The following is a 14,026-nucleotide window of genomic DNA, read 5'->3' on the forward strand; positions in this document are numbered from 1 at the left end:
GACTTCCATTTATGGAACACGAATTGGACTGAGGTTTGGCTGAAGATCAATTATATCCAAAAAATACAATCTGAGAAGTGGTCCAATTATTCTTTAAAGTGGTCCAATCATTCCAAATCATAGTCCAATCCTATTTGATTTCAATGCAATCAAGCGTGGTGCCGCACACACGAAAAAGAGACCCCTCGTCATCAAGGGGTCTCCGGAGGAATTCAGGCGAAAAGTGCGTCACTGATCTCCCGCCACGCCTTGTCTTTGCCAAGGCCCGTCTCGGATGAGAAAAGGATCACCGGGTCGTCCGGCGCCACATCCAGATCACGTTTGATGACGGCGAGATTTTTCTGCTGTTTGCCTTTTGAAATTTTATCGGCTTTCGTTGCCACTACGATTACTTTCTGTTCGTGGTGCTTCAGCCAGTCGTACATCATCCGGTCGTCTTCAGTCGGTTTGTGACGCACGTCGACCAGGAGAACGACACCGCGGAGCTGTTCCCGTGTCTCAAAATAAGTTTCCATAAGCCGGCCCCATGCGTCCCGCTCCTTTTTGGACACTTTAGCATAGCCGTAACCCGGTACGTCCACAAAATGAAACCGGTCGTTGATTTTATAAAAATTCAGCGTCTGCGTTTTTCCAGGGCGCTGGGATGTACGGGCCAGAGCCTTACGTGCAAGAATTGTATTAATAAAGGACGACTTCCCCACGTTTGAACGTCCGGAAAGCGCCACCTCCGGGAACGGTCCCGGAGGAAACTGGTCTGCTCTCCCCGCACTTATGACGAGATCTGCTTCTGTTACTTTCATTTCTTTTCCCCTGCCAATGCGTGCTTCAGCACTTCATCCAAGTGTGAAACAGCGATAAATGTTAAGTCTTTTTTCACGCTCTCCGGAATATCTTCGAGATCTTTTTCATTATCCTTCGGCATGATGATAGTTGTGAGCCCGGCGCGGTGGGCACTCATGGATTTCTCCTTTAATCCTCCGATCGGGAGCACTCGTCCTCTAAGGGTGATTTCACCTGTCATCCCTACTTCCTTCCGGACAGGCCGCTCAGTTAAAGCGGAGATCAGAGCAGTGGCCATCGTAATCCCGGCTGAAGGTCCGTCTTTCGGAATCGCGCCTTCGGGTACGTGGATATGAATATCATTTTTCTCATGGAACGAAGGATCAATCGACAGCTCATCTGATTTGGAGCGGATGTAGCTGAACGCAGCCTGGGCTGATTCCTTCATCACGTCGCCGAGCTTCCCTGTAAGGGTGAGTTTACCCTTTCCCGGTGACAGGCTCACTTCAATAGTGAGCGTATCGCCCCCCGCTGTTGTATAGGCCAGACCTGTTGCTGCACCGATCTGGTCTTCGGCTTCTGCCTTGCCGTAACGGAACTTCGGTTTTCCAAGCATGGACTCGACTGTATTCTCCGTTAGAACAACGCGCTTTTTCTCACCTGAAACGATCATTTTCGCTGCTTTACGGCAAAGGGAAGCCATTTGCCGTTCCAAATTCCGCACTCCGGCTTCACGGGTGTAGTAGCGTATTGTTTTCAGAATCGCTTCTTCCTTTACCTGAAGGCGGCTTTTGTTCAGACCGTGATCCTTCATCTGCTTTGGAAGGAGATATCCATTGGCAATCTCCAGCTTTTCCACTTCCGTATAACCCGGAATATGAATAACTTCCATGCGGTCCATAAGCGGTCCCGGAATACGGGAGATGTTATTGGCCGTTGTCACAAACATCACCTTGGACAGATCGTAAGGCTCTTCAATGAAGTGATCGCTGAATGAGTTGTTCTGTTCGGGATCCAGAACTTCCAGCAGTGCCGAAGATGGATCGCCCCTGAAATCATTGGCCATTTTATCGATTTCATCGAGTAGAAATACAGGGTTTACGGAACCAGCTTTTTTCATTCCCTGGATAATACGTCCAGGCATGGCTCCTACATAGGTCCGGCGGTGACCGCGGATTTCGGCTTCATCCCGTACTCCACCAAGGCTCATGCGGACAAATTTCCGGTCGAGGGATCTGGCAATGGACCGTGCAAGGGACGTTTTCCCAACCCCCGGTGGTCCGGCAAGACAGAGGATCGGCCCTTTCAGTTCTTTTGTCAGCTCCTGCACAGCAAGGTATTCAAGCACACGCTCCTTGACCTTTTCAAGTCCGTAGTGGTCCTCATCAAGAATCTGTTCAGACCGGTGAATGTCCAGAAGATCCTCAGTTTCCTCGTACCAGGGAATGAGGACGAGCCACTCGATATAGTTGCGGATCACGGAGCTTTCAGCAGAGCTTGCCGGCATTTTTTCATAGCGGCCAAGCTCTTTGTAGGCCTTTTCCTCAATGGTCTGCGGCATCTGAGCCTTCTCGATCTTGTTTTTAAGCTCGGCAATTTCCCCTTCCTTGCCTTCCTTATCGCCGAGTTCCTTCTGGATTGCCTTCATCTGTTCACGCAGGTAATACTCTTTCTGCGTTTTTTCCATTGATTTTTTCACGCGCTGACCGATTTTTTTCTCCAGTCCGAGTACTTCTTTTTCATTGCTCAGAATGCGGAGAATTTTATTTAGCCGGTCGGATGGGGCCTGCGTCTCAAGAATATCCTGCTTCTGGACAATTTTGAGCGGCAGATGGGACGCGATGATATCGGCCATTCTGCCCGGCTCGATAATATCGGAAACCGATGCGAACGTTTCCTGGGATATTTTTTTTGAAAGTTTGATGTACTGCTCGAACTGTTCAAGGACGTTGCGCATGAGGGCCTGTTCTTCAACTGTCGCCTCCTGGCGCTCCTCTTTAAGATCGATTTCAGCTTCATAATACTCCTCGCGGTCATGGAACTCTCTGATTTCCCCGCGCTGAAGCCCCTCCACAAGAACACGGATTGTACCGTTTGGAAGTTTGAGCATCTGTTTCACTTTTGCCAGTGTGCCAATATGATATATATCATCAGATGAGGGTTCATCTACACTGATTTCTTTCTGGGTGGCGAGGAAAATCTCATGCTCCTCGACCATGGCACGTTCAAGTGCCTGAACGGATTTATTTCTTCCTACATCAAGATGAAGGACCATCGTCGGGTAGACGAGCAGCCCCCTGAGCGGTAGTAAAGGCAATGTACGCTGATTGCTGTTGCTCATTATGTAGTCCACCTCCACATCGTTAATATCCCCTTTTAGACAGTCACTGACCAACCGGAAAATTGTATAAAAAAGGAAGTGACGATGACAATTGTAATCTTGTTCAATTTTATCCTATTGCCTGGGCAATGTCTAATAAACCATGCTGCCTTCAGCAGGTAAAAGAGGACGGGCAGTAAACTGACCCGCCCCCTCAGGTGAGAGCCTTTTTCCCATGCTGGTTTCACGCCGCCGTTTAAGTGATGATCAGATTTTTGCTTCCTGAACGGCTCCTGCTGCAGCCGGAAGGACATTTTCGTCTTCGGCCATTTCTTCGCCTTTCAGTGCCAGTTTCAGTACTTCGTCAAAAGAGTCGACAGCGTGAATCATGATTCCGTCCATCTCAGTCAGGATCGCCTGAAGATTTTCCTTAGGAATAATGACGGCACTTGCACCGGCCTGTTTTGCCGCTTCGACTTTTGCCACAACGCCGCCGATTGCTTTCACATTGCCGTGAATGCTCAGCTCCCCTGTCATGGCTACTTTATGGCTGATCGGTACTTTATGAATGGCTGAGTAGATCGCCGTAGCAATTGAAATCCCTGCTGAAGGTCCATCCACCGGCGCTCCTCCAGGGAAATTCACGTGGATATCGTAATCATACGTGGCAATCCCCATATGACGGAGGACGGTCACCACGTTTTCAACAGATCCCTTCGCCATACTTTTGCGCTTAATCTGCCTTGTCTGATCACCTGTACTTTCCTCTTCGGCAATCCCTGTAATGTTAATGGAGCCTTTGCCTGTGTTTTTCATTACCGTAACTTCGATTTCAAGCAGCGCTCCCAGGTTTGGACCAAATACAGCAAGACCGTTCACAAAACCGACTTTATCCTCTTTATGAATTTTCTTTTCCGGACGCGGTGCACGCTGGCTGGAGTGAATGACCCACTCTACATCACTTACCGTAATGGAAGTGCGTTTCTCACTTGTGGCCATCCCGGCTGCAATCTGCATAATGTTGACTGCTTCCCGGCCGTTGGTGGCGTATTTGGCAATAACACCGTAAACTTTTTCGTCCACGTCTGCATGAATCCTGCTGGCAGCTTTCTTTGCTATGGACTCGATTTCAGCCGGAGTGAGTGCCCGGAAGTAAACTTCCATACACCGGGAACGAATAGCAGGAGGAATCTCCTGCGGGTTTCTTGTCGTTGCTCCGACGAGCCTGAAATCAGCCGGAAGACCGTTTTGAAAAATATCATGAATATGCTCGGGGATCTGCTCGTTTTCCTCACTGTAGTAGGCACTTTCAAGGAATACGCGCCGGTCCTCGAGAACCTTTAACAGTTTGTTGATCTGAATCGAGTGAAGTTCGCCGATTTCATCGATGAATAAAACACCACCGTGAGCCTTCGTTACAGCTCCCTGTTTGGGCTGGGGTATGCCGGCCTGTCCCATGGCTCCTGCACCCTGGTATATCGGGTCGTGAACAGAACCGATCAGCGGGTCTGCAATGCCCCGTTCATCAAAGCGGGCAGTCGCTCCGTCAAGTTCGATAAATACCGATGTCCGGCGAAACGGGGTGAGATCGCTCTTTTTAGCCTCTTCAAGCACAAGACGTGCAGCTGCTGTTTTTCCAACTCCCGGCGGGCCGTAGATAATCACGTGCTGAGGGTTGGGGCCGCACAGGGCAGCTCTTAGTGAACGAATGCCGTCCTGCTGGCCGACAATGTCCTCAAAGGATTTCGGCCTTACTTTTTCAGCCAGCGGTTCGCTTAATGTAACGGACCGCAGTTTTTTAAGCTGGTCAAGTTCCTTTCGGGCCTCTTTATCAACGCTCACACGCTGGGAGCGCTGGTTTCTGAGTAGATTCCAGAAGTATAGCCCGATTACGACTCCGAAAAATAATTGTATAACAAACGCCAGTCCTGTAAATGACATGAGTGATTCCTCCCGGTGCTTTAAGTCTGTGGTGATTAGTATGACCTGTTGCAACCGGGATAACCTGTGTCAGGGCACTAGGCAATAATTAGCACGAGTACCAGTTGGGAATTTAAAACTTAGTCTGAAAGAAGTTTCGCTTTGATGTTCATATGCTGCGAATGGCCGGTTTCAATACAGGGAATAGAAACGCCGCTCCTCACCGGCTGCTCGCTTTCCGCGGCGATGCCGGCAAGCCTCCTCAGCTTCGCCTGCGGGGTCTCGCCTGGCCTCCACTGCCTCAGTACTCTCTCTGCCGGTGTTCCGTTCTGTTTGTAATAGTCATATGAACTTTCACCGGGTCTCACTGTTAGCTCACACATCATTAAACCCCCCGGCTTGCAGCCGGAGGGTTATGATACAGCATGAGCTGTTTATGCACTTTCCTTTGATTCGCTGTCCTTTTCATCCACGACTGTTCCGTCGGATGTTTCGAGACGAGGGCGTGCGTGATCTCGCACCGTTTCCGCCGTAATGACACACTTTGCGATGTCTTCACGGGAAGGGAGTTCGTACATGACATCAAGCATCATGCCCTCAATAATGGAACGAAGGCCACGGGCACCGGTTTTACGTTCAATTGCCTGTTTAGCCACTTCAACAAGCGCTTCTTCTTCGAATTCGAGCTCCACGTCGTCAAGCTCAAGAAGTTTCTGATACTGCTTTACCAGAGCATTTTTCGGCTTCGTAAGAATTTCGATGAGCGCATCTTCGTCGAGTGGACGAAGGCTGGAGATAACCGGCAGACGACCGATGAACTCCGGAATCAGTCCGTAACGCAGAAGGTCTTCCGGCAGGATTTTGCCAAGGTACTGACCTTCTTTCAGATCCTCTTTGGAGGAATCGGAACCGAAACCGATTACTTTTTTACCGAGACGGCGCTTGATGATCTGTTCGATGCCGTCGAAGGCTCCTCCACAGATAAACAGTACGTTCGTCGTGTCGATCTGGATGAATTCCTGATGAGGATGCTTCCGTCCGCCCTGCGGTGGTACGCTGGCTGTTGTACCTTCAAGAATCTTAAGCAGGGCCTGCTGGACACCTTCTCCTGAAACGTCGCGGGTAATAGACGGGTTTTCGGATTTACGTGCCACTTTATCGATTTCATCGATGTAGATGATGCCTCGTTCTGCTTTTTCCACATCGTAGTCGGCAGACTGGATAAGCTTAAGGAGAATGTTTTCAACATCTTCCCCTACATAACCGGCTTCTGTAAGTGACGTTGCATCAGCAATGGCAAACGGCACGTTCAGAATACGGGCAAGAGTCTGAGCCAGAAGGGTTTTTCCGCTTCCTGTTGGTCCAATCAGACAGATGTTACTTTTCGCCAGTTCCACTTCGTCATTCTTGCTTGTGGAATTGACACGTTTGTAGTGGTTGTATACCGCAACAGACAGTGATTTTTTCGCCTGATCCTGACCAATGACGTAATCGTTCAGAATCTCACGGATTTCCTGTGGCTTTGGAATATCCTCCATTTCCACTTCCTCTTCGCTTCCGAGCTCCTCTTCCACAATCTCAGTGCAAAGTTCAATACATTCGTCACATATATACACGCCGGGACCGGCTACCAGTTTACGCACCTGATCCTGCGTTTTACCGCAAAATGAACACTTAAGCTGGCCTTTTTCTTCGTTAAATTTAAACATTCCGCTTCACCCCTTGTCTTTTTTCGATGACGTACAGTTTATCGAGACGGAAAATCCGGGATCTCACAGTATCTGATTTGTATGTTCTCATTGTACGTACACACACCCGTTTTTAATCACGGGGAACCAAAACACATACGGCAGAAAGGGAAATTTCTCCCTTATTTTCTGCTCCCATTGTATCACAGCAGAAAGCTGCGCCTGAAACAGGACGCACTCCTGTATGATGTTTTTACAGCATAAAACAGCCATTTTCCTCTGTCAAACATAACGGATGACAGGCAGCACTACTATGTATCCATTTCCACATCCCGGAGAATTTAACCTCTTATTACCGGTAAAAGAAATTCTACATATACCGGCTATTCTCGCAGTTGAACTTTTATATGTATGTACAAAGCAAGGTGCGCCTGGAAAACGCACCTTGCTCAGTGTGATCATAAACGGTTTTCTGCTTATGCTTTTGCTTTGCTTTCGTCTGCAAGGAAGTCGATCGCTTTACGGACTTTAAGGTCGCCCTTAAGTGTTTCCGTTCCACCCTGCATCTGAAGGATCTGGCGGATTTCATCTTTTGAACGCTTGTATGTTTCAGCCATTTTGTCGAGTTCCGCTTCCACGTCCTCTTCGGAGGCTTCAAGATTTTCAGCTTCGGCAATTGCTTCAAGCGTAAGGTTCATGCGAACACGCTTTTCCGCATCGTCCATGAACTGGGCTTTCATACCTTCTTCGTCAGTACCGGAGAACTGATAGTACATGTCAAGCGTCATGCCCTGGCTCTGAAGACGCTGTCCGAATTCCTGAAGCATACGGTCGGTTTCAGTTTCCACCATTGCTTTCGGGATGTCGATTTCAGCGTTTTCCGCAGCCTGTTCCACGAGGGAATCACGCTTCTTCATGTCCGCTTCCTGCTTACGGCTCTCCTGAAGGTTTTCTTTCAGTTTGTTCTTAAGCTCGTCGAGTGTTTCAACGTCTTCGTCAACGTCTTTAGCGAACTCGTCATCAAGTGCTGGAAGCTCTTTGCGCTTAATGTCATGCACTTTAACTTTGAAAAGTGCCGGCTTGCCCGCAAGCTCTTCGGAATGGTAGTCTTCAGGGAATTCCACGTTAACTTCCGCATCCGTGCCTGTTTTCGTACCCACGAGCTGCTCTTCGAAGCCCGGGATGAACTGGCCTGAACCGATCTCAAGAGAGTAGTTCTCAGCTTTTCCGCCTTCGAAAGCTTCTCCGTCAACAAAGCCTTCAAAGTCCATAACGACAGTATCGCCTTCCTGAACTTCTCCATCTTCAACGGCAACAAGGTCAGCATTCTTTTCCTGAAGCTGCTTGATTTCGCCTTCAACGTCTTCGTCTGTTACTTCAGCGGATTCCTCTTCCACTTCAAGACCTTTGTACTCGCCGAGTTTTACTTCAGGCTTCACTGTAACAGTCGCCTTGAATACGAGGTTCTCGCCTTTTTCCATTGTTTCAATGTCGATTTCAGGACGGTCAACCGGCTCGATTCCTGTTTCCTCAACAGCTTCACCGTAAGCCTGCGGAAGAAGGATATCAAGGGCATCCTGGTAAAGAGACTCTACACCGAAACGCTGTTCGAACATGGAACGTGGTACTTTCCCTTTACGGAATCCAGGTACGTTTACTTTCTGAACAACTTTTTTAAATGCTTCATCCAGAGCAGTGTTTACGCGTTCTTTGTCAACTTCAACTGTAAGAACGCCGGAATTGCCTTCGAGTTTTTCAAAATTTGCGCTCATAATCTATTCCCTCCAACATAAAAATACGTCTGTTATCCTATTCAAACCACTTCATTATAACACAGGTGCACTTCTTTTCAATAATTATTGAAAATCGCTATGTATCCAACTTTTGTGAGACAGCTGTTCTTATTTATGAATGAAAGAGGTGGGTTTCAATCCTGCGGATGTGCGCTGCAGCAGCCTTAACCTCTTCCGGCGCAGCACTATACATGGAAGCCGTTTCCTCCGCCTTCATCATTTCACCGTCGCTTTCGGAAAGAAGCTCGGTCCCCAGGTAATGAAGTGCTGCCGCCCATACCCGGGCATCCAGAGGGACCGGTGACTTTGGATAGACAGCAAAAAGATAATGCCACCAGACCTGCATCACCATCTCCACAAGACCGGGACTTTCCTGCCCAAGTCTCTCCTCCACAATCCGGACGACTTCATTGCCGAACCGCTCGTGAAAGACATCTTCAAGTTCACTGATCTGAATATGATATGTATCGCCGAACTTATGTACTTCAAAAGATCCCTGTATGTTCATGTCCTTCATCATCTGAAGGACGTAGCTTTTCAAAACTGGATCGTTGCTTTCTTCCTTAAGAAACGAACGGTATGCTTCCACTACTTTCGAGGTATTTACCTGACTAAGCTTCTTTAATGCCCCCAGCTGCTGGTTCGGGTCGCCTCTTTCAAGAGTCTCGATCCATTCTTCCGGGGTACTGAACTGATCAGCGGGTTCCTCTTCAGCAGGCGCCTGGCTGTCTGCGTCCGATGTCATCTGCCGGGAAAATTCAAGCAGCTGGTAGAACGATTCCGCCATATCCGGCGGGAGCTTCTCCTCGGCAATGACTGTCTCGAGAATTGTCACCACTTCACCGTAATCCCCAAGCTGAACAAGAAGGGATACATAGACCTGGAGTACTTCATAGTACTGGCCGATACCTTCCTTAAGCATGGATTCACAGTGTTTTTTTGCATCATCCAGCCTGTTGAGCTCTATATTTGTAATCACCAGTCCATAGCGCGCCTGCGGATGCGCTGGTTCCAGTTCTGTCGACTGCTGAAAGTACCGTAGTGCATCGACATGCTTCTTTTCCTTCAGCGCTGACATCCCTTTCTCAACCAGGCGGGCAACAAGACCGGGGAACATAATGACATTGTCACCCTGTCCCTGTTTCTGTTTTCCCATAATTCGTTCCACCTTTGTCAAGAGCAAAGTTATTAACTTTCAGTTTATCAATATAAATTATGAAAAACAAATAATTTAAGAAAATGAGGTTTCCCCTGGCGCTTCAGCGTAAATAATGAATAGTAGGAATATCCTACACGAAAGGGTGAGGGCGTTGGCGGAAATACTGACCATCCTGGCGGCGGCAGTGATCACTTTGTACCTTGCCACGAGAAAAGGCAGCACTCCTGCTCCGAAATTTACTATTGTAAAAAACGAACGTGACAGACTGGATTCCGAAGATGACCGTGCTCTGTATGACAGCCTTACGCGAAACGGCTATTACGTAAGCTGCAGAGTCCACTCGGGTTCGGCTGTCATCCCACTTGCACTTGAACCCTACAGGATTGCTGTCCTTCCATCATCAGCAGGCTCGTACAGGCGTGTTTTCATGAAGTACTATTTAAGGAAAAGCGGCTGGAAAGTCGTATGTCCTGCGGACCCTGAAAGCTGTCTGAAAAAAATCCATAAACTGATTGCAGGGCAAGAAGAACATATACCTGCCTCAGCGGGCGAACAGAAACCGTCCTAAATCAAAACCCCCGGAATCCTGTGTTAAAGATTCCGGGGGTTTTGTATGTAAATGATTTTGTGTGCAAAATGGCGTCCCAGGAGAGATTCGAACTCCCGACCGACGGCTTAGAAGGCCGTTGCTCTATCCAGCTGAGCTACTGGGACTCTGGAGCGGGTGATGAGAATCGAACTCACGACATCAGCTTGGAAGGCTGAGGTTTTACCACTAAACTACACCCGCATCAGCTATGTTAATTTGTTTGTGCGACAAATATTAATATAGCTGATTCCCTGTTAAAAGTCAACAATAATTTTCATATCATCTGCGGGGAAACGTTCTGCTCAGCTGGGGTACCGTTTCTCCCTCGAAGGAGAAAAACTCCACTTTCACTTCAGCTTCGGACACTTCAGCCAGAGCGTATGTGCCAAAGTCCACCGGTCCTCTCGGAAGACGGATGCTTCCCGGATTAATAAAGACCAATCCTTCTTCCTCAAATGTTTCCGGAACGTGGGAGTGACCATAGCAGACAATGTCCGCTTCATTTTCCTGACCTTTGTATTTAAGTTGCAGTGAGGACATTTTGACGTTTAGAAGATGACCATGGCCGGTAAAAAACCGGACACCTCCGGCTTCATCCACCCGCTCTTCCGGAAAGTCACCGCCAAAATCACAGTTTCCCTTAACAGTCCGCACCCCTTCGAGTTCAGGTGCGGCTCCATCAAGTTCGGAATCACCGCAGTGGACAACGAGGTCCACCTCTTCCCTGTGCCGGTCGATCACGGTCCTCAGTTCGTCACGCCAGCCGTGACTGTCACTGATAATCATCGCCTTCATCAGAGTGCGCCTCCTTTATCAACCGTCTCTTCCCATTTCTGTTCGAGAAGCTGTAAGGCTCTTGCCCGGTGGCTGAGAGTGTTTTTCTCCTCTCTTGTCAGTTCCGCCATCATCCTGCCTTTGGAAGGAACGTAGAAAAGGGGATCATAACCGAAACCATGCTCGCCTTTTTGATCCTCGGCAATCAGGCCTTCACACGTTCCTCTCAGTACAAACGACTTGTTACCCGGCATGTATACGGCCAGGGCACAGACAAAGCGGGCTGTACGTTTTTCTTGCGGAACACCTTTCAGCTCCCTGAGAAGCTTGGCATTATTGGCATCGTCATTCTTTTCGTTCCCTGCATACCGGGCAGAGTAAACCCCCGGTGCCCCGTTCAGAGCATCAACTTCCAGGCCGGAATCATCTGCAATTACGGGTATTCCTGCTGCTTTTCCGATTGCTTCGGCCTTTTTAACGGCGTTGTCCTCAAAGGTTTCCCCGTCTTCAACCACATCCTGCGGTTCCTCCAGATCAAGCAGTGAGGAGACACGAATTCCCCTGCCTGCAAAAAATGCTTCGAATTCCCTTACTTTTCCCGGATTTTTTGTGGCAATGAGCACTTCGGAAATTGTCATTACTCGGACTCTCCCTGTTTATCAAAGTGACCGGCAGCTTCCCCAATCACTTCTTTCTGTATATTAAAAAGCTCGGTAATCCCTTTTTCCCCGAGATCGAGAAGACTGTTCAGCTGACTGCGGGAAAAAGTGGCCTCCTCACCGGTTCCCTGGATTTCAACAAACTCGCCGGATCCGGTCATAATGAGGTTCATATCCACCTCAGCACTTGAGTCCTCGGCGTAGTTCAGATCAAGAATGGCCCCGTGTTCTTCATCTACACCTACAGAAACGGCTGCCAGGTAATCTGTGACAGGGAATTTCTTAAATGTTTTGGCCTCAATCCCCTTTTGAAAAGCGAGGCACATAGCGGCAAAAGCCCCTGTAACGGCTGCTGTTCGTGTACCTCCGTCTGCCTGGATGACGTCGCAGTCCACCCATACTGTCCGTTCCCCAATTGACTCGAGATCCACCACGGAGCGGAGAGCCCTTCCAATCAGGCGCTGGATTTCCATCGTCCTGCCCGACAATTTTCCTTTTGATGATTCACGAATGTTCCGCGACTCGGTTGCCCGCGGAAGCATAGCGTACTCTGCCGTAACCCATCCCTTTCCCTGACCGCGCATAAACGGAGGTACCCGGTCCTCAATACTTGCCGAGCAGATGACTTTCGTGTCACCAAAACTGATCAGCACGGACCCTTCCGGATGTTTAATATAATCAGCCTCAATTGTTACCGGTCTTAATTCATCTGCAGTTCTTCCGTCCACTCGCATGTTTATCACTCCTGTATGGTATTTCATTATGTACAAAGGAAAAGAGGCAGCTGTGACAGCCGCCTCCTACATCATAATCGTTTACCAATTGGAATTCAAACCGGTATTAATATTTTCCTGTATTCACACTTCCCGGGCGTGTAACCGGCTCAGTGAGAGTTGCTCCGGAGCTCACCATGAGCTGGTCTTCATCGTTTACAGTGATGGATACCTGCTCCACATCTTCCTGTTCCGTGAGGGAGAGAACGATCATATTAACAACATGCTCTGACAGTGCTGTACCTTCCATCTGGGAGAGAAGCCCTTCATTGAAATTCAGCTCCACCGTCCCATTGCGGAAGCGCGGCTCGTCAAGAAGCGCGGTTTCCGTACGGAAGTCCGTCAGCAGGGATGTTGCAAAACCGGGCCCTTTAAGGAGTTCATCCACTACAGCTGTATGGACGTCTGCGTTCGCAGGTACACGGCGTGTAACCGGGACATAGTACGTTTCATCATCCGGCTGACTGAGGAAGTAAACCGTTACCGGTTTTGTATTGGAAATATCACTGATGGCGGTCGGCTCAAGATTGATTCCGTGACTTCTGCTGTACCCTTCCGAAACCGGTGTTCCGTTCTGCGGCATCACTTTCAGTTCCTCACCATTGACGCGAAGGTGTACGCGTTCCACTCCATCGAACTGTGTTGCTGTCCATGTAACTGACTGAAGCACGCGCAGCTCATCTTCAGCTCTGTATTCCGTGAATTCCTGGGAAAAATCAACAACAGCCTCTCCGTCTTCTGTTACTTCGGCATTAATTACCTGTGTATCCGGAGGAAGTACAGCCTGAAAACCGTTTGGCAGCAGATCTGTTACCGGTCCGCCTTTAATGAGATAGGAGATCGACTGGGCAAGCTCATCGTCAGTGCTTGGAAGCGCGAAGGTCTGAGGGGTAACCATTCCGTTACGGTCCATCAGGTAAAGTTCCCGCATGGCCGTTTCCTCCATCATGGCGCCGCCTTTTTCTTCCATGTCCATGTCTTCGTCCATTTCCTCATCCATGTTCCCGTCCATATTTTCATCCATTTCATCGTCGTGGGTCATTCCACCCTTTTCATCCATGTGCATGTCGTCTTCTTCCATGTTCATGTCTTCATCAGTACCGTCATCCATTACTCCGTCCATATCCTCTTCCGCGGTTCCGGCCGGCGAATCTTCGAGTCCCAGCTCATCCTGCTCGTCAACAAATTGCGGCGGGTCTATTTCTTCGAGTGTTTCCTGCGCTTCTTCTTCAGCTCCGCATGCCGCAAGTACAACGGTTGCCGAAAGCAGTATCCACCAGGGTTTTTTTATACGACGAAACATACTTTCCCCTCCTCAGGCAGTTTGTACTAACATGTATACGAGCTATGAATTCATTTAGACCAAGTTTGTTTCGGGAGGGGCAGAGGGTAAAGAAGGATGCCGGGACATAAGGAAAGTGTTTAGATTAGAATCCGAACAGTAAGCTGATAAGCGGATGAAATATTCGCCGACTCCTGCGGGAGGAAAAGCGCAGATGAGACCCCGCAGGGCGAAGCACGCGGAGGCTCAGCCGCTTCCCACGGAAAGCGGCGAATATTTCAGGAGCGAT

The 14,026-nt window shown here is 49.0% G+C and carries 12 protein-coding genes and 2 tRNA genes; 1 reads left to right on the forward strand and 13 read right to left on the reverse strand.

Annotated elements, in window-relative coordinates:
- Positions 1-212 precede the first annotated feature (212 nt).
- From yihA to FGB90_RS11370, 7 genes are all read right to left on the reverse strand, one after another.
- Entirely contained in the window at positions 213-800 is a 588-nt protein-coding gene (gene yihA, locus FGB90_RS11340; RefSeq protein ID WP_138810955.1) for a ribosome biogenesis GTP-binding protein YihA/YsxC, read from the reverse strand.
- Positions 797-3,121, reverse strand: a complete 2,325-nt coding sequence (gene lon, locus FGB90_RS11345; RefSeq protein WP_138810956.1) for an endopeptidase La — start codon at positions 3,119-3,121, stop codon at positions 797-799. Before lon ends, yihA begins: the two co-directional genes overlap by 4 nt.
- 246 nt (positions 3,122-3,367) lie before the next feature.
- A complete protein-coding gene (lonB, locus tag FGB90_RS11350) occupies positions 3,368-5,041 on the reverse strand; it encodes an ATP-dependent protease LonB (RefSeq protein WP_138810957.1) in 1,674 nt (557 codons plus the stop codon).
- A 119-nt stretch (positions 5,042-5,160) separates the two neighbouring features.
- Positions 5,161-5,406: a hypothetical protein gene (locus FGB90_RS11355; protein ID WP_138810958.1), complete on the reverse strand. Its 246-nt coding sequence runs from the start codon at positions 5,404-5,406 to the stop codon at positions 5,161-5,163.
- Between the two features lie 48 nt (positions 5,407-5,454).
- On the reverse strand, positions 5,455-6,729 hold the full coding sequence (gene clpX, locus FGB90_RS11360; RefSeq protein ID WP_138810959.1) for an ATP-dependent protease ATP-binding subunit ClpX: 1,275 nt from the start codon (positions 6,727-6,729) through the stop codon (positions 5,455-5,457).
- Positions 6,730-7,184: 455 nt separating this feature from the next.
- A complete protein-coding gene (gene tig, locus FGB90_RS11365; protein WP_138810960.1) occupies positions 7,185-8,480 on the reverse strand; it encodes a trigger factor in 1,296 nt (431 codons plus the stop codon).
- Between the two features lie 133 nt (positions 8,481-8,613).
- Positions 8,614-9,657 carry a tetratricopeptide repeat protein gene (locus FGB90_RS11370; protein ID WP_138810961.1) on the reverse strand — a complete coding sequence of 348 codons (1,044 nt, stop codon included), beginning with the start codon at positions 9,655-9,657 and terminating at the stop codon, positions 8,614-8,616.
- Positions 9,658-9,811: 154 nt separating this feature from the next.
- On the opposite strand from FGB90_RS11370, the gene FGB90_RS11375 reads away from it, so the two are divergent.
- Positions 9,812-10,228, forward strand: coding sequence for a hypothetical protein (locus FGB90_RS11375; RefSeq protein WP_138810962.1), 417 nt, complete (start codon positions 9,812-9,814; stop codon positions 10,226-10,228).
- A 69-nt stretch (positions 10,229-10,297) separates the two neighbouring features.
- Here FGB90_RS11375 and FGB90_RS11380 read toward each other — a convergent pair.
- From FGB90_RS11380 to FGB90_RS11405, 6 genes are all read right to left on the reverse strand, one after another.
- A tRNA-Arg gene (locus FGB90_RS11380) sits at positions 10,298-10,374 on the reverse strand.
- Between the two features lie 2 nt (positions 10,375-10,376).
- Positions 10,377-10,450: transfer RNA gene (locus FGB90_RS11385), tRNA-Gly, on the reverse strand.
- A 78-nt stretch (positions 10,451-10,528) separates the two neighbouring features.
- Positions 10,529-11,044, reverse strand: a complete 516-nt coding sequence (locus FGB90_RS11390) for a metallophosphoesterase family protein (RefSeq protein ID WP_138810963.1) — start codon at positions 11,042-11,044, stop codon at positions 10,529-10,531.
- Complete coding sequence (locus FGB90_RS11395; RefSeq protein ID WP_138811227.1) at positions 11,044-11,655, reverse strand: XTP/dITP diphosphatase; 612 nt, start codon at positions 11,653-11,655, stop codon at positions 11,044-11,046. The genes FGB90_RS11390 and FGB90_RS11395 overlap by 1 nt, the downstream gene beginning before the upstream one ends.
- 5 nt (positions 11,656-11,660) lie before the next feature.
- The gene (rph, locus tag FGB90_RS11400; protein ID WP_138810964.1) at positions 11,661-12,416 is read right to left on the reverse strand and encodes a ribonuclease PH; all 756 of its coding nucleotides are present in this window, start codon (positions 12,414-12,416) and stop codon (positions 11,661-11,663) included.
- 106 nt (positions 12,417-12,522) lie between these two features.
- Positions 12,523-13,758, reverse strand: a complete 1,236-nt coding sequence (locus FGB90_RS11405) for a GerMN domain-containing protein (protein WP_138810965.1) — start codon at positions 13,756-13,758, stop codon at positions 12,523-12,525.
- Positions 13,759-14,026 lie beyond the last annotated feature (268 nt).

Origin of the sequence: Alteribacter natronophilus (assembly GCF_006007885.1) — a bacterium.
Classification (GTDB): Bacteria; Bacillota; Bacilli; order Bacillales; family Salisediminibacteriaceae; genus Alteribacter; species Alteribacter natronophilus.

Coding starts and splice junctions, on each gene's coding strand:
- lonB (WP_138810957.1), bottom strand. CDS start 5,041: ATGTCATTTACAGGACTGGCGTTTGTTATACAATTATTTTTCGGAGTC.
- FGB90_RS11390 (WP_138810963.1), bottom strand. CDS start 11,044: ATGAAGGCGATGATTATCAGTGACAGTCACGGCTGGCGTGACGAACTG.
- lon (WP_138810956.1), bottom strand. CDS start 3,121: ATGAGCAACAGCAATCAGCGTACATTGCCTTTACTACCGCTCAGGGGG.
- FGB90_RS11370 (WP_138810961.1), bottom strand. CDS start 9,657: ATGGGAAAACAGAAACAGGGACAGGGTGACAATGTCATTATGTTCCCC.
- rph (WP_138810964.1), bottom strand. CDS start 12,416: ATGCGAGTGGACGGAAGAACTGCAGATGAATTAAGACCGGTAACAATT.
- yihA (WP_138810955.1), bottom strand. CDS start 800: ATGAAAGTAACAGAAGCAGATCTCGTCATAAGTGCGGGGAGAGCAGAC.
- FGB90_RS11355 (WP_138810958.1), bottom strand. CDS start 5,406: ATGATGTGTGAGCTAACAGTGAGACCCGGTGAAAGTTCATATGACTAT.
- tig (WP_138810960.1), bottom strand. CDS start 8,480: ATGAGCGCAAATTTTGAAAAACTCGAAGGCAATTCCGGCGTTCTTACA.
- clpX (WP_138810959.1), bottom strand. CDS start 6,729: ATGTTTAAATTTAACGAAGAAAAAGGCCAGCTTAAGTGTTCATTTTGC.
- FGB90_RS11405 (WP_138810965.1), bottom strand. CDS start 13,758: ATGTTTCGTCGTATAAAAAAACCCTGGTGGATACTGCTTTCGGCAACC.